Origin of the sequence: Acidithiobacillus marinus, from assembly GCF_002847505.1 — a bacterium.
Lineage (GTDB): Bacteria > Pseudomonadota > Gammaproteobacteria > Acidithiobacillales > Acidithiobacillaceae > Acidithiobacillus > Acidithiobacillus marinus.
In genome coordinates this window covers 21,790-40,462 of sequence record NZ_MXAV01000010.1, presented here as the reverse complement: position 1 = coordinate 40,462, position 18,673 = coordinate 21,790, and the positions used below count along the sequence as shown (strand labels likewise).

The following is an 18,673-nucleotide window of genomic DNA, read 5'->3' as shown; positions in this document are numbered from 1 at the left end:
GTTTAGGCCACGGTAATGGACGCCTTGCTGGACCAGACACCATTAGTATTGTCCTTCCAGGTCATTTCCAGAGTGCCACTTTCGTCAGCACGCATTTTGAAAGCCAAATAAGGATTAGCGCTAATCGCAGTACTCCAGTCCACACTACATAATGGCTTTTTATTGAAAGTGACCGTAACGGTCTGGATAAAATGGGCAGGAATCAATTTGCCTGCCTTGTTTTTACTGAGTCCGGTCGTCATTGGATTCATGATCAAAGAACGCACCTCTACAACTTGTCCCTTTTTGGCATGTGAAGCCATCCGAACCATCGGGTTACCTATTGCTGCCATAATAAACTCTCCTTCTTCAAATCATTATTGCCAGAAACTTTGCTTTAACCGCCACACCCACCGATAGTGACTTTGACTTCCTGGGGTTTGGAGGCCATCAACACCCCTTTATTGGTTTTAGCGACCGCTCTGACCATATCGGTTTTAGCCATTTTTATGCGTTCCTGGAAATAAGCCTGACCACTGTTTGCGGTGAAATGAAATGCACTGGCCAAGGGGGTAGGATTATGGTCCACATACAAATAAACGGTCTCAATATAATCATCGGCCGTCATCGGATGATCCACATCGACAGTAACCGGTACAGCCGCACCGTTCTCGGCAATAGTCGGCGCAGTCAGATGCACTTTCGTTGAAACTTTGACTGAGGTCGTATCAATACTGTCCTTCATGGCGGCATCCAGCGCCTTGGCATCAAAGGCTGCTGCCGGCCAACCGGCGACATTAGCCGCATTGGCAATGGCAGGCATCAGAACACTTGAACCTGCCACTGCAGCCATACCCGCTGCGGATATTCCCAAAAACTTTCTTCTCTTCATTTGTTCCATTGACATCTCCTTTTTGCAGCCTTAAGCCAATTCCATTATTTACCGGACAAGTCCGGGATTTTGCTGATCTCTCTTGACATGGGGATTCCCTGAAGCACCTTGATCACTGCTTGATCAAAAGATTGGGTGATTTTTTTGGAGGCTGGCGTATTTGCAAAATCTGCACGTAACCCATAGACGATGTAGCTGTTCGAACCTTTTGAGAACACATCCAGCGTGAGCGGACAACCTGCAGCAGCAGGCCAGTCCGCATTCAGCAGTTTGCTGAAGTCATAGGGATTACAAAACACCAGCGCCTGCACGTCGGTAAACTTGCGGGCATTGAAATCGGGTATTTTAAGTTGCTTCTGTTGCGCCTTGATCAACTTCAAGATGTTGAGATGAAGTACAATTTTATAACCGCCATCATGCAGCACGTTTTTCACTTCCGTCATGGTGGCTTGCATAGGCATGTCTACTTTTTCCACATATACCGGGCTTGCCACCGCTGTGACCCACAGACTTGCGCACAGACTCACACCCAGCGCAACTACTCCACGAAATTTCATTATTGGGGACCCCTTTCCAAAACCTCGACCATTATTTCCCAGAACTTTTTACAACGGCCTTCATGTATAAACTAATTAGTTTGTAGCAAACTGTATGCCTAGAAACCGAGAATATTCTCATCTCAGCCCAAAAACTCTTGATAATACCATCTGCTTATTTTTTTGTTATTTTAAACAGGATGTTGCGTTATACATAATCAGCAAAAAAGAGTTGGTCAAGACCTAGTTCAGACCCGGTTCATCCCTCTCATGCGGGATAGCCTCCGGGCTGAAGGATCGCCTGGTCCAGATGGCACAGCGCATGTCAGGCTTGGTCCCGCTAAATGCACAGACAGGGGGCACAGACAGGAGGCACAAGCCAGGTGCACGGTCTCGGCCTTCATCCGATCAGCAATCGGCCCAGAATAAGCCCGGTATAAAGCAAAAACAGGTAAGAGATGGAATAAGCGAACATGCTGCGGGCATATTGATCCATTTCCGGGCCTTCGGGCAGGGCCTTGAGGCGCAGGGCCATCCCGACAAACCAGGCCCCCGAGAGCCAGGCAATGCCGCCATAAATCCAGTCGCCGGTGAGCAAGGCCGGGATCAGACTCACCCCCCAGGTGAGGATGGCGTAATTCAGTACTTCCTTGCGGGTGCGGTCGATGCCGTGGGTACAGGGCAGCATGGGAATGCAGGCCTTGGCGTAGTCGCGCCGGCAGTTGATGGCCAGGGGCCAGAAGTGCGCGGGGGTCCAGACAAAAACCAGCAGTACCAGCACTACCGGAAGGGCGGCGATGCTGCCGGTGATGGCGGTCCAGCCAATCAGCGGTGGCAAGGCGCCGGCCAGGCCACCCCAGACAATGTTCCAGGGGGTACTGGGCTTGAGGTAGAGGGTGTAGACCACGCCGTAGCCGACGGTACCCGCCAGGGTGAGCACCAGGGTCAGGGGGTTGGTGCCCCAGGCGAGAATGGCAATGGCGGCACTCATCAGTACCATGGCGTAAAGCATGGCGCCCCGGCGGCTGATGCGGCCTTCGGCCAGGGGCCGGTGCAGGGTGCGGCGCATGTGCTGGTCGAGGTCCGGTTCGACGATCTGGTTGAGGACACCGCCGGCCCCGCCGGCGAGGGCAATGCCCAGCAGTCCGGCCAGGGCGGCCTGCCAGTGAATCAGGGCGTGGGGGGCGAGAATCTCGCCGACGGCGGCGGTGAATACCAGCAGGGAGACGACCCGGGCTTTGGCCAGTACCCAGAGGTCGTGGAGCAGGAGACCGGGTTGAAAGCCGTTGCCGCTGCGGCGGTCCAGCTTGCCGGTTACCGTGCCCGTCAGGGAAGCGCTGGCGGCGGGTAACAGGCCGTCGGGGTCGTTGGGGGGGGAGGCAATCATGTGACTTTTCATGGGGGTTCCTGTCACCGTGCCTCAGCGCCAGACCAGGACGATGGCCAGGGCCATGAGCAATACCATGCTCTGGTGAAAGGCGACCATGATGCCGGGGTCTTTGGGTTTGAGGCTAACGGCGTGAAAAAGTAAAAATCCGACCGCGAACTGGCCGACCGCGAGGTAAAAGGCGATGGGATAGGCGGGCATCAGGTAGCCCAGGGTCGCCACCAGGAGCAGGCCGGCCGTGATGTGCGCGGCGACAGTCCACTGTGACACTTTCTTCGGTTGCACGAAGGCGCCGATGGCGGTCCCGAATCCCCGTTGTCCGGTGGTCATGCCGCCCAGAAAGACGGCGAGCAGCAGGGCGTGCAGCGCGCCCATGGCGCCAAGATAGGTCCAGAAGTCGAGGCCGGGATAGGCGAGGCCGGTGAGGTAGATGAGAAATACGCCGTAGGCCAGCAGGCCATGGGTGCCATGCACAAAGGCCGGGGCCCGGCCGGCGAGGACGTAGAGGGTGCCCATGCCAAAAAGGGCGGTGACCACGATCAGGATCAGACCGCTGATGGTGCTGATGCCGGGGGCAAGAATGACCAGAGCCAGGGCGACCAGGCCGACCAGGGTGGCGACCACCCGGTGGGCGGCTTCAGGGTCTCCCCGGACCATCAATAGCACAATGTTGCGAGTGTAGGGCCATTTGGTCCCTAGAGACAGTCCATAACCAAAGCCTTCGACAATACTGCCCAGCAGGATCAGCACCATGGCAAAGCCGACTTCACTGGCCTTGAGGCCGTTCACCACCCCGTTCAACAGGCTGTGACTGCTGAACCCTTGCCACAGCCCCGCCGCTACCGACAACAGCAGCAGCAGCGTGATCAGCCGCCCGATCAGCCGTACCGCCGGGGTCAGCTCTCCTTCTATGGCGTGGGGAATATGCTCTGCCCCACCTGCTCCGCCCAGTTCGGCAGTTTGTCTTACGATGCGCTCGTCCATGGGATCCGCCTCAATGCATGCCGGGCATACCCGGAATCATGGGCATGGTCCGCATATACAACTGAGAAAACATCCACCAGGTCAAACCGATGGTAATGACAAACAGCGGGATGAACATGACCAGAGCCACCGTATTCCAGATATTGTGTTCAGAAATATCGATGTGGAGCAGGAAATACATCTGGGCGATGGCCGCCAGACCGGCACAACCCATGATGGTTAATAACAGCGCAAAGGGCGCAAGTACCTGGCCACTTACCAGAATGGTGGCAGCCAGCATCAATAGGGAGGCAATGACAAATCCTGCCAGATAACTGCTACGACTCGCCATCTGTACTTCCGGATGTTGCAGCGGATTGCTGTGACCATGACTCATGACATATACCCCCACAAATAAACAAACACATAAATAAATACCCACATCACCGCCTGAAATTGCCAGAACATGCGCAGGCTGATGAGTCTGCCCACCACATCCTCGGTGAAGCCTTTTTTCAGGATTTGATACAACATCACCAGCATCCAGATGAGCCCGACAAATATATGGGCGGCATGGACCTGAGTCAGCGCATAAAAGGCCGACAACCCGCCACTGACTTCGGGGGTTATCCCCATGCTGATCATGCGTAGTACGTCATGAATATTGAGACCAAGAAACACGCCCCCTAAAACCATGGAAGCTATCATCCCATTGATCACCCCGGCTTTACTGCCGGTTTTCATGGATGCCATGGAAAAGCCATAGGCCAAGACACTCAAAAACAAGGCCATGGTTTGGATAAAGGTATACCAGGGCGCCACAAACTGGGCAGGCGTTGGCCCCGTATAATAACTATGGGAATAACTCAGCACGCCGTAAGCGGCAAACAGCGTCGCAAACAACATCCCGTCACTGAGAATATACATCCAGAACCCGAAGGTCCGCGTCGAAATAACATCATGCCCCTCATAATCATCCGACCACAGTACCACCTGATCTGGATTCACGGGCTTGTCATGCGCAGAGCTCATAAACAACTCCTTTTTAATGGAGAAATACGCGTGACAGCAACGAACGCCGTCACGCCAAGTCGACAATTCAGGATAGCGGCCGGGAATTTCCAGGCGGGGTGCCTGACGATCCAGAGTCACCTGCTCCAGCGGAATAGGCAGTTACCGTACCACCGGTATAACCACCGCCCTTGGGAAGATGTGCATGACCGTCATCCATTTTCTGTCGAGATTCACGGTCCATTTTTGCCATTTCTTCCGCCGAAATGATGTAACCGGGATCGCCCTTACCCGAACGGTAAATCATGACCAGCACCGTTACCACCAGGGCCAATACGGTCAGCCACCATATCCGCCAGGTTAAACCGAACCCGACCACAAAAGTCAGTGCGCCTATAATGATCGCCACCGGAGTATTGTTAGGCATATGGATATCTACAAATTTTTCCGGACGTTTATCGGAAAACCCGTTTTCTCTCCGCCAGGCCGCTTCGTCGCGATGATTCACATGCGGGACCATGGCAAAATTGTAGAAAGGCACTGGAGAATCGGTAATCCATTCCAGACTACGGGAAGTACCCCAGGCATCTGCGCCCACGCGATTCTCAGCGCGATCCCGAATACTGACATAAATCAACCAGAGAAATGCCAGTACTGAAAGCACATACACCGCAATACCCACTTCCTGAACATCAAACCAGGGTGCCCACTGCAGATTGAACGGCCAATCCAGACGCCGGGTTTCACCCATGAAGCCGAGCATGAACATCGGGAAAAACACCAGAAAAGTTCCCGCACTGAATAACCAGAACATGATTTTTCCCCAGGCTTCGTTGAGTTTGAAACCAAACACCTTGGGAAACCAGAAAATAATGGCACTGAACACGGCATACACAATGCACAGCAACATCATGTGGAAATGGGCCACCACAAATACACTGTTATGGACCATATAATTGATGGCCGGAATGGATAACATCATGCCGGTCAAACCACCAATCAAGAGCAGAAATAGTGCACCAATAGACCAGATCATGGCCGAGGAAAACGTCAGTCGTCCACGATACATGGTGAAAGTCCAGTTAAACACTTTCACTCCCGTCGGGATACCTACCAGCATGGTCGCCACGCTGAACTCGGTACTGACATAAGGCCCCATACCCATGGTAAAAAAGTGATGTAACCAGACGATCCAGGACACCCCGGCAATGGCAAAAGAAGCCAGTACCATGGTGATATAACCAAAAATGGGTTTTTCGGAAAAAGTGGGGATCACCTCTGAAATCATGCCGAAAGCCGGCAAGATCACAAAATATACTTCGGGATGACCCCACAGCCAGAACAGATTGGTGTAAAGCATCAAATTACCACCAAACCCGGCCGTGAAAAAATGGGTGCCCAGATAACGATCAGCGCCGACCAAAGCCAGGGCCACCTGCAAACAAGGAAAAGAAGTCAAAGCAATAATATTGGCGGAAACCGCTGTCCAGGTAAAAACCGGCAAGCGCGTCCAGGTCACGCCGGGCGCCCGCATTTTCACTACCGTTGCCAGAAAATTGATACTTCCCAAGGTTGTGCCCAGGGCCACCAGCTCCAGGGTCCATATCCAGTAGTCCACGCCCACCCCGGGACTGTAAGCCAGCTCGAAAATCGGTGCATAGCCAAACCAACCATTATGAGAAAAATCTCCTACAAACAGGGAAATCATGATCAGGAATACGGCAGCTGCGGTAATCCACAAACCCAAAGCATTCAGATAGGGATAAGCCATATCCCGAGCGCCAATCTGCAGGGGAACGATGATATTCATTAAGCCCACCAGCAGCGGGGTGGCCGCCAGCAGAATCATGATCAACCCGTGGGCACTGTAAATCTGCCCAAAGTGAAAGGGCGCCAGGTAGCCATGAATGGCCCCCATAACCGGCATTCCATTATGGCCGGATCCCACCGCCAGGGTCTGCTGCGTCCGCATCATCAGACCATCAATAAATCCTCGAAACAGCATAATCAAACCAAGAATGATATACATAATTCCGAGTTTTTTATGATCTACCGTGGTAAACCATTCCTTCCAGAGATATCCCCACTTGCCGTAATAAGTAATACCCGCCACCAGCGCGATACCAGCAAGCACAATCACCACAAACAGGGGCGCCAGAATGGGATTGGTATAAGGGATCTCGGAGAGCGCGAGACGTCCCAGAAATGGACTCCATGGTCCAGGTAAATTAACCAGCATAGCAGTTCTCCATTGCAGCTCAGTTTATTTCAGGCGCGATGTTCAGCTGCCTGCAACTTTAAGTAGTGGAACATGTTTTCTGTCATAAACATGGGTAGCGGCCACTTCTTACCATTCATGACTTCCAGTAGCAGATGATTAAACAGACCTTTTTCCACATGCCCATAAACCGGGGTTTTGTTATGAACATTAATATAGGGCTTCGCAAAACGATTAAATTGCGCGTAATCCATGGTATGAGGGCTACTTTCGACGCCTTTGGCCCATTTCTGGAAGTCCGCCATGCTGACCACATGGGTTTTGAAAAGCATCCAGGACATACCCGCCCCACAATAATCGGCGGCGATTCCCTGATAGGTGCCAAGATGATCGCTTTCCAACGCATCCTTGGTACGCATGCCCGGCATGACATCAATCATGCCCACCAGTTGCGGTACAAAAAAATCAGTTGTCACTGCCGTAGACGTCAGCTTGAAAAATACCGGCGTATGCGCAGGCACCACCAGCTCATTCGCTATCGCCATGTTATGAAACTGGGGATAGATGAATAACCACTGCCAATCCGTAGCAATCACATCAATATCAATGGGATCACCTTTGGATTTCATATGCTTGGTAATGACCGTAGGATTGTAGGGATTGACCGCAAAGCTGCCATGCACGGCCACCGCCCACGACAAGAAAGCCACAGCCACAATGGGAATACCCCAGAAAGCCAACTCCAGCTTGTTGGAATGCTCCCATTTGCCATCATAGGCACCCCGATTTTTTCCTTTCTGATACCTCCACATGAACCAGACAATCAAAATTGCCGTAATACCAACGATGCTGAGCATGACTCCCACGTCAACCATCATGTAGATGAAGCTCGCATGGGCACCAATACCCTTGGGATCAAAAATCCACCAGGCTGAATGTTTTGCGCAGCCATTCAATAACAGTAGCAAGGGAGCAAACATCCAGTACCGCCAGCGGATGTATTTCATTTTATGCAACATATGCACCTCTCCTTCAATGAGGCATTTATTAGCAGACGATAATGAATTGATATTCCATAAAAATTATTATTATCAACGGATTGTGCAAATCATTATCCGATACTTCCGACACCATCTCTTTTATATTGGATAGTGTTATGCGATATATACATTACTATCTACTGTAGAACAACAATAAAAAATCTATGAGGCTCTATGATTTATAAAAGATGGATAAATTTAATATTATTGATTAGTTATATTATTAATGTCTGAACTAACGCATCCCCAAACCTGCAAATCATGGTATGCTGATCACTACAAAAAAGGGTTGGCCATGATCAAAAAACCACTTTACGAGCATGCCCAGGAACTGTTTCTATCCTGGATCCAGGTAGAAGCCAAAGAAATACCGGAGCTGTTGATTGATTTACGGCTGCAAAAAAAACGTCTGACCCTTTTTCGCGAACAAAGCGCCCTCACCCATCAGATCCTGCTGGGCAAAATGACAGCCAGCGCCATACTGATCAAAGCCGCTGAATCTCGCATGCTGATCGGTCAAATCGGCGAAAAAGTGCTCTGCGTCTATTACGGGCCTGACCAGTCTCTGGGCTTTCTCTCTACCATCCGCTTGTTGGATGCCACTGGCATGCATATTGACTATCCCCAACAAGTATGGATCCGCAATGCCAGAAAAAATGAACGCTTCGGTCTGACGGTGAATATGACGGCCTTCTGGACCAATGCGCAAAAAAATGAACCCATCTATGGACAGGTCATGGATATCAGTTATGGAGGATTTCTGGGGGGAATGCATATGGCCGCTTATGATGACGGCAGCCTCGACCTGCGCCTGCATGAACAGGGAGATATCATCCTGCTCAAATCTGACCACACCCGCTGGCGCGGCCTGGCGGAATTGCGGCGCTCGGCACTCATCACCCAGGATCCTGAAAATTCCGACAGTGTCAGCGTGCCCGGCAAAGGATTTGCCCTACTGGGCTTTGCCTTCATTTTCACTGATGCCGAACATGCCCAAAGTCTGGCGCATTTTTTGGAGGGCAGTATAGAAGCCATTCAATGAGCAATCATTCGGGATTTATCGATCTGGAGCAAAACACCACAATGAGCCCATTTTATGCCATGCAAGGACGGAGCATCAGTGGCGAAATCATCCCCTTTTCTCAATTTCAGGGGCAAGTGGTTTTAATTGTCAACACCGCCAGCGCCTGCGGTTTTACGCCCCAATATGCGGGATTGAATGACTTATACCGTGATTATGCGTCCCGGGGATTTACGGTACTGGCCTTTCCCTGCGACCAGTTCGGACATCAGGAACCAGCAGATAACTCCGACATTCTGCAATTTTGTACCCAGCGTTTTGATGTGCAATTCCCACTGTTCGAAAAAATCGACGTCAATGGACCACTTGCTCATCCACTTTATCAATGGCTGAGCAAATCCCGCCCGGGACTGCTAGGCCCTAAAATTCGCTGGAATTTCACTAAATTTCTGCTGGACCGCAAGGGCAAGATCATCGGCCGCTATGCTTCGTCCAAAAAGCCCGAGAAGCTGCGCCAGGTCATAGAAAAAGCCTTACGTGACAGGCACTGAAAGTCCGTCCAGCATTCCTCCACAAAGTACCAGCATACCCGTCGTCAGCCCCATAACCCGTTAGCGAGAAGAATTCCACAGTCGGCCCTTGCGTTTTGGCAGCCTACGGCTAATTACCGCTGAAAGCTTGAAACATTACTGTAATTTCAGAGGAAAAATCAGGTGCCATCATAAATGCAGGCCGCTTGCAGTACCTGCTCTGGAATGGCAGCATCATTCTGATTGTGCTCCATGGATGATGCTGCCGTCAGTACTTGATGGGGGCTTTAGTTCCCAGGATGGAGTTTGCGGGTAATCTCCGCCACATGCTGGCCCTGGAAGCGGGCGATGGCCAGCTCATTGGCCGAGGGTTGCCGGCTCCCATCGGCCTTGGCCAAGGTGCTGGCACCATAGGGCGTGCCCCCGGTGATTTCGTCCATGTTGCTGAGTTCCGGGCAACTGTACGGAACGCCCACGACCACCATCCCCTGATGGAACAGGAAGGGATGGAAGCTCAGGATAGTACTCTCCTGCCCGCCATGCTGGGTGGCGGTGCTGACGAAAACGCTGCCCACTTTGCCCACCAGAGCGCCCTTTTGCCAAAGCTCGCCGGTGCGGTCGAGAAAATTACGCATCTGCCCGCTCATGTTGCCAAAACGGGTAGGCGTGCCAAACAGTATGGCATCGTAGTCCCCCAGCTCGTGGGGATGGGCTTCGGGCGCCAACTGGGCCTTGACGTGCATGGCGGCCTGTTTCTCTGCTTCCAGGGATTCCGGAATCCGTTTAACGATCACCTCTACACCGGCTACGGATCGGGCCCCTTCGGCCTCAGCCTCGGCCAGGCTTTCCACATGCCCCCAAAGACTATGATACAGCACCAAAATCTTGCTCATATTCGACTCCTTGTGAATGGAAAAGACTCAGGCCAGACGGCCTGCACGAAAATCTTCCAGAGCCGTCCGGATACCCTGCTCGTCGTTCATCACGAAAGGCCCGTGCTGGACGATAGGTTCGTCCAGCGCCTTGCCGGCTACCAGAAATACCCGGCTGGCTTCGGTGCTTTCCAGCGCGACGGCTTCACCTGGCCCAAGAATACCCAGCTGCACTGCCGAAAGGCTTTTTCCCAAGACCTGAATCTGGCCGGTATAAGGAACCAGAAAGGCATGGCGATCGGCGGGGATTTCCTGCTCGAAGCGTGCCCCGGCAGGCAAGTGCAAATCCAGGATCAGAGGCTCGGTGATGGGTCGTTGCACCGCACCGATAACGCCTTGACTGTCTCCGGCAATGACAATGCCGGTGATGCCGTTGCTCAAAGTAAAGTGAGGCAATTCTGCCGCCGTGAAGTCCTGATACCAGGGTTCACAGAGCTTGTCGGCTGCGGGCAGATTCAGCCAGAGCTGAAAACCGGCCATCCGCCCTTCCTGCTGTTCCGGTATCTCGGAATGGATAACCCCGCGTCCGGTGGTCATCCATTGCACTCCGCCTGTTTCCAGAAGGCCTTCATGGCCGGCGCTGTCGCGATGACGCATGCGACCCTCCAGCATATAGGTAATGGTCTCGAAACCCCGGTGCGGATGGTCGGGAAAGCCGGCGATGTAATCGTCGGGCGTTTCGCTGCCAAAAAAATCCAGCATCAGAAAGGGATCGAGGCGGCGTTGCAAATCCCGATCAAAAAGGCGAATCAACCGAACGCCTGCACCGTCACTGGTAGGGCGGCCGTGAACAATACGTTCGATGGCACGCAGAGAATTTTCTTTCATGCTTAGCTCCTTGGGGCTGGTATGGATTGCCCCCTGTTTTTCTTATAATATGGGCTTTGCTTGTTTAATAAAAGTAGGTACTGATTAGTAACCATGAGAAAAACCCGAGAAGAAAATCCATGCCCCATGGATGCCCTGCTACGCCTGATTATGGGCCCCTGGACAACGCAGATCCTTTGGGTGTTACGAACGCAAGGGGCTCTACGTTTCGGCGCCTTGCAACGTCAGTTGGGACAGATTTCGGCACGGGTGCTGACCCAGCGCCTGCGCTTGCTGGAAGACGCCGGTATCCTCTACCGGGATTATCGTCCGACGGTTCCGCCCGAAGTGAGTTACGGTCTCACGGAAAGAGGCCGGCAATTGGGCAGCGTTCTGGATGGCCTCGATGCCCTGGCCCGCCAATGGGCTGCCGAGGATGCCCCTCAAAACGATAGCTGAGGCTCAGGTTGACGGACCGTTCGAGTTCAGCATGAGAACCGCATCTCCCTGGCGATAAATCAACACCAGGTGCGGTTTGCTATGGCAATCTCGAGACCAATATTATATATCAAACAGTTACTTTCATTTATTGGCGGAGGCGGTGAGATTCGAACTCACGAGGGGCGTAAACCCCTGCCGGTTTTCAAGACCGGTGCATTCAACCGCTCTGCCACACCTCCGTGCCAGTGGAGTGTACCCAAAGCCTGTAAAAATGTGAATGGCAGAAATGACAGTGCAGAAACGGCTAAAAATAAAAATTCCTTATATACTGAATTTCTACTTGTTTATCACCAAATTAAAAATACCTTGGTTCCCATAGACTAAAATCGGTCTATACTCCAGAAACGCTCACTGGGAGCGCTGCAATCATATGGCGGAGGAGAGGTCGATGTTTAAAAAAATGACGATGGTGGCTATTCTGGGACTGGGTCTCGCAGGTTCAACAATGGCAATGGCTGCAGATTCCAACACCGCTGCGACAGAGAGTAGCGCTGCAAGCGCGACAACAACCCCAGCTTTCATGTCCCCGGCCTGGGCTAAGGAACTTTGTACCGCCTGGAACAACAATCCGACATTGACAGAAAAGCTGGCCGGATCCTGGGTCAAGAACAACGGTGGCAAGGGTTATAAAGTCATGGAAGTTTCCGATTCCAGCATGAAAAGCACCCCTCCCATTCAGCTCGAAATCGCTGCCAAGGAAGGCAAGGCCGAATGTATTTATGGCGGAGCCGTCAAGGTGACAGACCTGAACTACAACTATGATTACAAAATGTGGGCTACTACCCACGACTGGCATCACATGGGTTCACCCATGATGGCCATGATGTTTGGTCGTCTCAACTTCAAGGGTCCGAAAATGGAAGCCATGGAAAACATGGGACCTTTTTCTGAATTCCTGAAACTGGTCAAGGAAGTGCCAGCTACGGTTCCGGCTTCCTGAACACACTGATTCAAGATACTGAAAAGGGCGCCTGTTGCAGGCGCCCTTTTTGCTTGAGCGGATATCTCCTGACAACAGCTCAATCCGGTTTCTGAAGACGCTCCAGCAACAAGGCATTGACCTGGTCTGGATTGGCCTTGCCCTGGCTGGCTTTCATCACCTGCCCTACAAAAAAGCCCAACAATTTATCTTTTCCGGCCCGGTAACCCGCTACCTGTTGGGGATTGGCAGAAATAATGGCGTCCACCATCACCGCAATAGCGGTTACGTCGGTAATCTGGCGTAACCCACGGCTATCGATGATGGCATCCACTTCACCACCCTGATGGAAAATTTCCTCGAAAATATCCTTGGCAATTTTCCCGGAAATGGTTTTGTCTTCAATCCGCTGCACCAGCAAGCGCAGTTTATCGGCAGGCACAGGACATTCCTGAATCTCGATACCCGCCTTGTTCAGGGCACCCAGCAAATCACCCATGACCCAGTTCGCGGCCAGTTTACCTTCCACACCATCCGCCACCACTTCGAAGTAGTCAGCAAGATCACGACTGGCCGTCAGCACTCCAGCGTCATAGGCAGACAATTGATACTGATCCATGAAACGCGCACGCTTGGCATCAGGTAATTCCGGCAAACCCTGCCGCACCTTTTCAATGCGTGCCTCATCCAGCACCAGCGGCAACAAATCAGGATCAGGAAAGTAACGGTAATCGTTGGCTTCTTCCTTGCTGCGCATGGACCGGGTTTCATCGCGGTTGGCATCATACAAGCGGGTTTCCTGGACAATACTGCCACCACTTTCGAGAATATCCTTCTGCCGCAGGATTTCGTATTCAATGGCTTTTTCCAGAAAGCGGAAAGAATTCAGATTTTTGATTTCCGCCCGGGTCCCAAAAGGCGCGCCGGGACGGCGCAAGGAAACATTGGCATCGCAGCGAAAGGAGCCTTCCTGCATGTTTCCGTCACAAATTTCCAGATAGCGCACCAGGGCATGCAGCTTTTTCAGATAAGCCACTGCTTCCGCCGAAGAACGCATATCAGGCTCGGAGACAATTTCCAGCAAAGGCGTACCGGCGCGATTCAGATCAATGCCCGACTGACCGACAAAAGCTTCATGCAAGGATTTACCGGCATCTTCTTCGAGATGGGCTCGGGTCACCCCGATGACCTTTTCCGTGCCATCGGCCATCTGCACCATCAACTGTCCCTGCCCGACCACCGGCAGCTCGTACTGACTGATCTGATAACCCTTGGGCAAATCGGGGTAAAAATAATTTTTGCGGGCAAATATGCTTTTCCGGTTGAGCTGTGCCCCAATAGCCAACCCCAGGGCAATCGCCTTGTCCACCGCCGCCGCATTCAAAACCGGCAGAGCACCCGGCATCGCCAGACAAACCGGACAAGTATGACTGTTGGGCTCCGCGCCAAAAGCTGTAGAACATCCACAGAAAATTTTGGTGGCTGTATTCAGTTGGGCATGGACTTCAAGACCAATCACCACTTCCCAATCCATACTCATGCCTCCCCCGCCTGCAAGGTCGGTCGCGCCAGATGCCAGTCGGTTTCCTGCTGGTAGCGATGCGCCACATTGAGCAGCAGATCATCCGCAAAATAATCCCCCATCAATTGCATGCCGATAGGCAGCCCCGACCGGGTGAATCCACAAGGCAGACTGAGCGCCGGAATCCCTGCCAGATTGACCGCTATAGTATAAATATCGGCTAGATACATGGAGATAGGATCAGCGTTTTTTGCCCCAAGGCCAAACGCTGGGCTCGGGGTAGTCGGACCAACAATCACATCCACTTCGGCAAAAGCCCGGCGGAAATCTTCGCGTATCAGACTGCGTACCTGCTGGGCCTTGAGATAATAGGCGTCGTAATAGCCGGCGGAAAGCACATAGGTTCCCACCAGAATACGGCGACGGACTTCCGCGCCAAAGCCCTCGTAGCGACTCTTGCGGTACAAGTCATCCAGATTTTCCACAGCCTGACTGCGATGGGTGTAGCGGACTCCGTCAAAACGCGACAAGTTGCTGGAAGCTTCGGCCGGCGCCAACACATAGTAGGTGCTCACGGCATGAGGATTATTGGGCAGGCGAATGGACTGGATGGATGCCCCTTGTTTCGCCAACTGGTCAATACCCGACTGCACAGCAGCAGCCACTTCTGGATCCAGCCCCTCACCAAAAAACTCCTCTGGAACGCCCACCCGCAAACCCTGCAGAGGGCGGTCCAGACCGCGCAAGAAATCACTGGCAGCCGCAGGATGACTGGTGGAATCCCGAGGATCATGGGCGGCCATGGCATCCAGCAGTAAAGCACAATCCTCCGCAGAACGGGCCATCGGTCCGCCCTGATCCAGACTGGAGGCAAAGGCAATCATGCCATAGCGCGATACCCGCCCGTAAGTCGGCTTGATTCCGGTAATGCCACACAAGGCGGCAGGTTGACGAATGGAACCACCTGTGTCCGTACCCGTTGCCACCGGCACCAATCCCGCCGCTACCGCCGCCGCTGATCCACCGGAAGACCCTCCGGGTACCATATCCACATTCCAGGGATTGCGTACCGGCCCGAAATAACTGGTTTCATTGGAAGAACCCATGGCAAATTCATCCATGTTCAGCTTGCCCAGCATCACCATCCCTGCCGCAGCCAAGCGCTCGACAACCGTCGCACTATAGGGAGCGACAAAGTTTTCCAGCATTTTGGAACCGCAAGTGGTGGGTAAATCGGCCGTGCAAAAAATATCCTTGTGGGCCATGGGCAAGCCCAACAATGCACCGGCTTCGCCTTTGGCCAGGCGGGCATCTGCTTGAGTCGCAGATTCCAGTGCCGCCGCTTCCGTAACCGTAATAAATGCGTTGAGTTGCGGATTCAGGGCACGAATACGCTGCAAGAGCGTCTCGGTCAGTTCAAGGGCGGAGAAGTCTTTGTTATGAAGACCCTCACGGAGTTGGCGCAGGGATAAATGGTGGAGATCCAAGTCTGGCTCCTGTTATTCGATGACTTTGGGGACGAGAAAAAGCCCATGCTCAGCGGCGGGGGCACTGGCCATCAGACGTTGCCGTTGATCGGCGTTGGCTATCTGATCGGGCCGCAGTGCTTGCTCCAGATCGAGAGGATGCGCCATGGGCATGACTCCCTCGGTAGGAATCGCACGCAACGCTTCTACCATCGTCATGATTTTTTCCAACTGTCCGGCCACCGCAGGCACCTCCTCTTGAGGTAAGGCCATGCGCGCCAGATGGGCAGTACGGCGCACCGCATCCTGATCAAATGCCATATTTAATGCTTCCCTTGCTTCTGGGGTGAAGATTCAGTCGCAGCAGACGGAGTTTCGGGAGAAGCCGCCGGAGGCAGGGACAAGCCTTCCAGCAACTGACTTTTACTCACCATTCCACCACTGATCAGATACTGTTCATGCTGCTCCCAGGCATTGCGCATGAACTGATACGGATTAACGGCTTCCTGAACCATGCGAATTTTTGGTCCATCCACGTAGCCAGTATTAATAATACCCATACCAGACAGTGCATATTTGGCCGGCGTGCTGGTGACATAGTAAGCGGGTCCGGTAAACATGACCATAGCGAGACCGGGCAGGCTGCGTAAGGAGCTGGGGCCATAAAAGGGCAATACCAGATAGGGACCCTGGGGCACGCCCCACACGCCTAGCGTTACTCCCAGACTGTTATCGTGCGTAGGGAGATCCAGCTTGTCGGCCACATCAAACAAGCCACCCAGACCAAACACGGAGTTCACCAGAAAACGGCTCATATCCTCCATGCCCTGCTGAACCCGCCCTTGCAGGAAGTCATTAATAAAAATATAGGGCATGCCGACATTGGAAAATACATTACTGACACCCGTGCGTACAAATCCCGGGGTGACCGCCTTGTAGCCTGTGGAAACGGGCTCCAGCACATAATCATAAAGACCCATGTTCAAGTGGAACATGGTATGATTGAAGGCCTGCAGCGGGGGCCGACTCGGCGTCGACGCTGCGGAACCCGGACCATGCACGGTGGCACAACCCGATATCGCCAACACCCCAGCGGCAAAAGCAGTGCCCAGCAGAAAGCCCCGGTGACTCATCAGGACCTACCGTTAGCGTAGCCGGCAATTTGCGCTTTCAAATGGGCTACCAAAGCTGCAAACCCCTTACTTTTGATGGTTTCTGTATATTCTGCCCGCTTCAGGGAGAGATCACTGACGCCATCTGCCACAACATTGACAATACGCCAATGCCCATCCTGCTGCTGCAACAAATAGTCAAAGCGATGGACCTTGCCATTGTGCATGGTGAGCGTGCTAAATACCCCTTCGGTGCCAGGCTGCATATTTTGGCTGCTCACTACCGCAAAATGCTCCCCGGCATAATTATTGAAACGGGCTGCATAGGTAGCCGCCGTATAATCTGCCAGCACCTCCACAAAAGCTTTCTGCTGCGCCGAACTCAGTTTGGTCCAAGTGTCTCCCAAGGTCAGATGCGCAATTCTTGTGAAATCATAGACCTGACGAACCACCGGAGAAATGATGGCATAGCGGCCATGATAGCCAATTTTACTTCCGCCATGCATCGCCTTGAGCAAAGCAGCGTCCAAGGAATCAATGGTAGCTTGAGGTGTCATCGCCTTTACTGCTGCAGTATGGGGCGCAGTCTCGGCCGCTGTGCCTGCCCAGGCAGGCAACAATGGAGCCATCGACATGGCGAAAACGGCGGTAAGCAGCACATTTTTTTTCAAGAACATTATGATTCTCCTTTTCTATATGGTCATACAAAGACCATCAGTTGCTACTTATCGTTCCACCCGCAACGGAAATACCGGATGATTGGGTCCTTGAGAGGGTGGCATGGTCGGCATATCCGGGGCCATCGGTCCTTCCGTACGCGGTCCGCGCAAAGCCACTTTCAGAGCACGCAATGGATGGGCAAAAGTATCATTGACCGCCGTCGGCTCAAAACCCGAATGTACCTGGCACTGATCGCACTTACGGTTCACGCCCACGCCGTACTGATCCCAGGGCGTTGTCTCCATCATTTCCTTATAAGTTTGGGCATACCCTTCACTGACCAGCAGATAACAGGGTTTCTGCCAACCAAAAATATTGCGGGTAGGATTCCCCCAAGGCGTACATTGATAGTTCTGATTACCGGCCAGAAAATCCAGGAACAAACTGGACTGATTAAATGTCCATTTGGCCTTGCGTTCCTTGCCGATCCGGAAAATATCCCGGAACAATTGCCGGGAGGCCCGGCGTTGAATGAACACTTCCTGCTGAGGGGCGCGCTCATAGTTGAATCCGGGAGAAATGGTCACCCCCTCTACACCGAGCGCCTTGCAATCGTCCAAAAAGTTGGCCACTTCTTCCGCACCTTCGCCCTGAAACAGCGTGCAGTTCACCGTCACCCGAAACCCCTTTTCAACGGCTTCCTGGATAGCTGCCGCCGCACGCTTGTAGGTACCCGGCTGACACACAGAATCATCATGCCGGTGTTCATTGCCATCCAGATGCACGGAAAAGGTCAGATACGGTGACGGTGCATAGTCATCCATACGCTTTTTCAGGAGCAGCGCATTGGTACACAGGTAAACAAAGCGCTTACGTTCGACCAGGCCTTTGACGACTTCCGGCATATCCTTGTGAATCAGAGGCTCACCACCCGCAATGGAAATAATGGGCGCACCACACTCTTCGGCAGCACCAATGCATTCTTCCACAGACAGGCGCTTATCAAGTACATCATCCGGATAATCAATTTTTCCACAACCGGCACAAGCCAGATTGCAACGGAACAGCGGCTCCAGCATCAGCACCAAAGGGTAACGCTTACGCCCCCGCAATTTTTGCGAAATGATGTAGCGACCGACCTTATAGCTCTGAATCAAAGGAACACCCATAATATTAA

Annotated in this window: 21 protein-coding genes and 1 tRNA gene; 4 read left to right on the top strand and 18 right to left on the bottom strand. The window is 52.8% G+C overall.

Features of this window, described 5'->3' with window-relative positions:
* Positions 1–2: 2 nt before the first annotated feature.
* The 9 genes from soxZ to B1757_RS03695 form a co-directional block, all read right to left on the bottom strand.
* Positions 3–332 (bottom strand): thiosulfate oxidation carrier complex protein SoxZ, encoded by a 330-nt coding sequence (gene soxZ, locus B1757_RS03735; protein ID WP_253253694.1) that lies wholly within the window; start codon positions 330–332, stop codon positions 3–5.
* A gap of 44 nt (positions 333–376) precedes the next feature.
* Positions 377–880 carry a thiosulfate oxidation carrier protein SoxY gene (gene soxY, locus B1757_RS03730; RefSeq protein WP_101537041.1) on the bottom strand — a complete coding sequence of 168 codons (504 nt, stop codon included), beginning with the start codon at positions 878–880 and terminating at the stop codon, positions 377–379.
* 35 nt (positions 881–915) lie between these two features.
* A complete protein-coding gene (locus B1757_RS03725; RefSeq protein ID WP_101537040.1) occupies positions 916–1,428 on the bottom strand; it encodes a DUF302 domain-containing protein in 513 nt (170 codons plus the stop codon).
* Between the two features lie 379 nt (positions 1,429–1,807).
* The gene (locus B1757_RS03720; RefSeq protein WP_172437585.1) at positions 1,808–2,806 is read right to left on the bottom strand and encodes a heme o synthase; all 999 of its coding nucleotides are present in this window, start codon (positions 2,804–2,806) and stop codon (positions 1,808–1,810) included.
* A gap of 21 nt (positions 2,807–2,827) precedes the next feature.
* Complete coding sequence (locus B1757_RS03715) at positions 2,828–3,778, bottom strand: cytochrome C oxidase assembly protein (RefSeq protein ID WP_172437584.1); 951 nt, start codon at positions 3,776–3,778, stop codon at positions 2,828–2,830.
* A 10-nt stretch (positions 3,779–3,788) separates the two neighbouring features.
* Positions 3,789–4,154 carry a cytochrome o ubiquinol oxidase subunit IV gene (locus B1757_RS03710; RefSeq protein ID WP_101537039.1) on the bottom strand — a complete coding sequence of 122 codons (366 nt, stop codon included), beginning with the start codon at positions 4,152–4,154 and terminating at the stop codon, positions 3,789–3,791.
* Positions 4,151–4,789 carry a cytochrome c oxidase subunit 3 gene (locus B1757_RS03705; RefSeq protein ID WP_101537038.1) on the bottom strand — a complete coding sequence of 213 codons (639 nt, stop codon included), beginning with the start codon at positions 4,787–4,789 and terminating at the stop codon, positions 4,151–4,153. Before B1757_RS03705 ends, B1757_RS03710 begins: the two co-directional genes overlap by 4 nt.
* Before the next feature lie 67 nt (positions 4,790–4,856).
* Positions 4,857–7,007: a cbb3-type cytochrome c oxidase subunit I gene (locus B1757_RS03700; protein WP_101537037.1), complete on the bottom strand. Its 2,151-nt coding sequence runs from the start codon at positions 7,005–7,007 to the stop codon at positions 4,857–4,859.
* Between the two features lie 29 nt (positions 7,008–7,036).
* Positions 7,037–8,005 carry a cytochrome c oxidase subunit II gene (locus B1757_RS03695; RefSeq protein ID WP_101537036.1) on the bottom strand — a complete coding sequence of 323 codons (969 nt, stop codon included), beginning with the start codon at positions 8,003–8,005 and terminating at the stop codon, positions 7,037–7,039.
* Positions 8,006–8,321: 316 nt separating this feature from the next.
* Between B1757_RS03695 and B1757_RS03690 the strand changes: the two genes are divergently transcribed.
* Positions 8,322–9,068 (top strand): PilZ domain-containing protein, encoded by a 747-nt coding sequence (locus B1757_RS03690; protein ID WP_143484208.1) that lies wholly within the window; start codon positions 8,322–8,324, stop codon positions 9,066–9,068.
* The gene (locus tag B1757_RS03685; protein WP_253253693.1) at positions 9,065–9,598 is read left to right on the top strand and encodes a glutathione peroxidase; all 534 of its coding nucleotides are present in this window, start codon (positions 9,065–9,067) and stop codon (positions 9,596–9,598) included. The genes B1757_RS03690 and B1757_RS03685 overlap by 4 nt, the downstream gene beginning before the upstream one ends.
* Before the next feature lie 266 nt (positions 9,599–9,864).
* Here the strand turns inward: B1757_RS03685 and wrbA are convergent, their stop codons facing one another.
* Together wrbA and B1757_RS03675 are read right to left on the bottom strand one after the other, a co-directional pair.
* Positions 9,865–10,470, bottom strand: a complete 606-nt coding sequence (wrbA, locus tag B1757_RS03680; RefSeq protein ID WP_101537034.1) for an NAD(P)H:quinone oxidoreductase — start codon at positions 10,468–10,470, stop codon at positions 9,865–9,867.
* A 27-nt stretch (positions 10,471–10,497) separates the two neighbouring features.
* Entirely contained in the window at positions 10,498–11,337 is an 840-nt protein-coding gene (locus B1757_RS03675) for a pirin family protein (RefSeq protein WP_101537033.1), read from the bottom strand.
* Positions 11,338–11,430: 93 nt separating this feature from the next.
* On the opposite strand from B1757_RS03675, the gene B1757_RS03670 reads away from it, so the two are divergent.
* The gene (locus B1757_RS03670; protein WP_253253692.1) at positions 11,431–11,775 is read left to right on the top strand and encodes a winged helix-turn-helix transcriptional regulator; all 345 of its coding nucleotides are present in this window, start codon (positions 11,431–11,433) and stop codon (positions 11,773–11,775) included.
* A gap of 131 nt (positions 11,776–11,906) precedes the next feature.
* Here the strand turns inward: B1757_RS03670 and B1757_RS03665 are convergent.
* Positions 11,907–11,996 (bottom strand) — tRNA-Ser (locus B1757_RS03665).
* A gap of 209 nt (positions 11,997–12,205) precedes the next feature.
* Between B1757_RS03665 and B1757_RS03660 the strand changes: the two genes are divergently transcribed.
* On the top strand, positions 12,206–12,757 hold the full coding sequence (locus B1757_RS03660) for an SCP2 sterol-binding domain-containing protein (RefSeq protein ID WP_101537031.1): 552 nt from the start codon (positions 12,206–12,208) through the stop codon (positions 12,755–12,757).
* 79 nt (positions 12,758–12,836) lie between these two features.
* On the opposite strand, the gene gatB is transcribed toward B1757_RS03660, so the two are convergent.
* The 6 genes from gatB to hpnH are packed head-to-tail and all read right to left on the bottom strand — an operon-like array spanning position 12,837 to position 18,665.
* Complete coding sequence (gene gatB / locus B1757_RS03655) at positions 12,837–14,276, bottom strand: Asp-tRNA(Asn)/Glu-tRNA(Gln) amidotransferase subunit GatB (protein ID WP_253253691.1); 1,440 nt, start codon at positions 14,274–14,276, stop codon at positions 12,837–12,839.
* Entirely contained in the window at positions 14,273–15,745 is a 1,473-nt protein-coding gene (gene gatA, locus B1757_RS03650; protein WP_101537030.1) for an Asp-tRNA(Asn)/Glu-tRNA(Gln) amidotransferase subunit GatA, read from the bottom strand. The genes gatB and gatA overlap by 4 nt, the downstream gene beginning before the upstream one ends.
* Positions 15,746–15,757: 12 nt before the next feature.
* Positions 15,758–16,045 (bottom strand): Asp-tRNA(Asn)/Glu-tRNA(Gln) amidotransferase subunit GatC, encoded by a 288-nt coding sequence (gene gatC, locus B1757_RS03645; RefSeq protein ID WP_101537029.1) that lies wholly within the window; start codon positions 16,043–16,045, stop codon positions 15,758–15,760.
* Between the two features lie 2 nt (positions 16,046–16,047).
* The gene (locus B1757_RS03640; protein WP_101537028.1) at positions 16,048–16,857 is read right to left on the bottom strand and encodes an MlaA family lipoprotein; all 810 of its coding nucleotides are present in this window, start codon (positions 16,855–16,857) and stop codon (positions 16,048–16,050) included.
* A complete protein-coding gene (locus B1757_RS03635) occupies positions 16,857–17,513 on the bottom strand; it encodes an ABC transporter substrate-binding protein (protein ID WP_101537027.1) in 657 nt (218 codons plus the stop codon). Before B1757_RS03635 ends, B1757_RS03640 begins: the two co-directional genes overlap by 1 nt.
* Positions 17,514–17,561: 48 nt before the next feature.
* The gene (gene hpnH, locus B1757_RS03630; protein WP_101537026.1) at positions 17,562–18,665 is read right to left on the bottom strand and encodes an adenosyl-hopene transferase HpnH; all 1,104 of its coding nucleotides are present in this window, start codon (positions 18,663–18,665) and stop codon (positions 17,562–17,564) included.
* Positions 18,666–18,673 lie beyond the last annotated feature (8 nt).

What these genes read in the sequence shown, in the direction of transcription:
- B1757_RS03710 (WP_101537039.1), bottom strand. Translation starts at nt 4,154, where the DNA reads ATGAGTCATGGTCACAGCAATCCGCTGCAACATCCGGAAGTACAGATG.
- B1757_RS03640 (WP_101537028.1), bottom strand. Translation starts at nt 16,857, where the DNA reads ATGAGTCACCGGGGCTTTCTGCTGGGCACTGCTTTTGCCGCTGGGGTG.
- B1757_RS03685 (WP_253253693.1), top strand. Translation starts at nt 9,065, where the DNA reads ATGAGCAATCATTCGGGATTTATCGATCTGGAGCAAAACACCACAATG.
- soxY (WP_101537041.1), bottom strand. Translation starts at nt 880, where the DNA reads ATGGAACAAATGAAGAGAAGAAAGTTTTTGGGAATATCCGCAGCGGGT.
- B1757_RS03715 (WP_172437584.1), bottom strand. Translation starts at nt 3,778, where the DNA reads ATGGACGAGCGCATCGTAAGACAAACTGCCGAACTGGGCGGAGCAGGT.
- gatC (WP_101537029.1), bottom strand. Translation starts at nt 16,045, where the DNA reads ATGGCATTTGATCAGGATGCGGTGCGCCGTACTGCCCATCTGGCGCGC.
- B1757_RS03670 (WP_253253692.1), top strand. Translation starts at nt 11,431, where the DNA reads ATGAGAAAAACCCGAGAAGAAAATCCATGCCCCATGGATGCCCTGCTA.
- hpnH (WP_101537026.1), bottom strand. Translation starts at nt 18,665, where the DNA reads ATGGGTGTTCCTTTGATTCAGAGCTATAAGGTCGGTCGCTACATCATT.
- soxZ (WP_253253694.1), bottom strand. Translation starts at nt 332, where the DNA reads ATGGCAGCAATAGGTAACCCGATGGTTCGGATGGCTTCACATGCCAAA.
- B1757_RS03635 (WP_101537027.1), bottom strand. Translation starts at nt 17,513, where the DNA reads ATGTTCTTGAAAAAAAATGTGCTGCTTACCGCCGTTTTCGCCATGTCG.
- wrbA (WP_101537034.1), bottom strand. Translation starts at nt 10,470, where the DNA reads ATGAGCAAGATTTTGGTGCTGTATCATAGTCTTTGGGGGCATGTGGAA.
- B1757_RS03725 (WP_101537040.1), bottom strand. Translation starts at nt 1,428, where the DNA reads ATGAAATTTCGTGGAGTAGTTGCGCTGGGTGTGAGTCTGTGCGCAAGT.
- gatB (WP_253253691.1), bottom strand. Translation starts at nt 14,276, where the DNA reads ATGAGTATGGATTGGGAAGTGGTGATTGGTCTTGAAGTCCATGCCCAA.
- B1757_RS03675 (WP_101537033.1), bottom strand. Translation starts at nt 11,337, where the DNA reads ATGAAAGAAAATTCTCTGCGTGCCATCGAACGTATTGTTCACGGCCGC.
- B1757_RS03695 (WP_101537036.1), bottom strand. Translation starts at nt 8,005, where the DNA reads ATGTTGCATAAAATGAAATACATCCGCTGGCGGTACTGGATGTTTGCT.
- B1757_RS03705 (WP_101537038.1), bottom strand. Translation starts at nt 4,789, where the DNA reads ATGAGCTCTGCGCATGACAAGCCCGTGAATCCAGATCAGGTGGTACTG.
- B1757_RS03720 (WP_172437585.1), bottom strand. Translation starts at nt 2,806, where the DNA reads ATGAAAAGTCACATGATTGCCTCCCCCCCCAACGACCCCGACGGCCTG.
- B1757_RS03700 (WP_101537037.1), bottom strand. Translation starts at nt 7,007, where the DNA reads ATGCTGGTTAATTTACCTGGACCATGGAGTCCATTTCTGGGACGTCTC.
- B1757_RS03660 (WP_101537031.1), top strand. Translation starts at nt 12,206, where the DNA reads ATGTTTAAAAAAATGACGATGGTGGCTATTCTGGGACTGGGTCTCGCA.
- B1757_RS03690 (WP_143484208.1), top strand. Translation starts at nt 8,322, where the DNA reads ATGATCAAAAAACCACTTTACGAGCATGCCCAGGAACTGTTTCTATCC.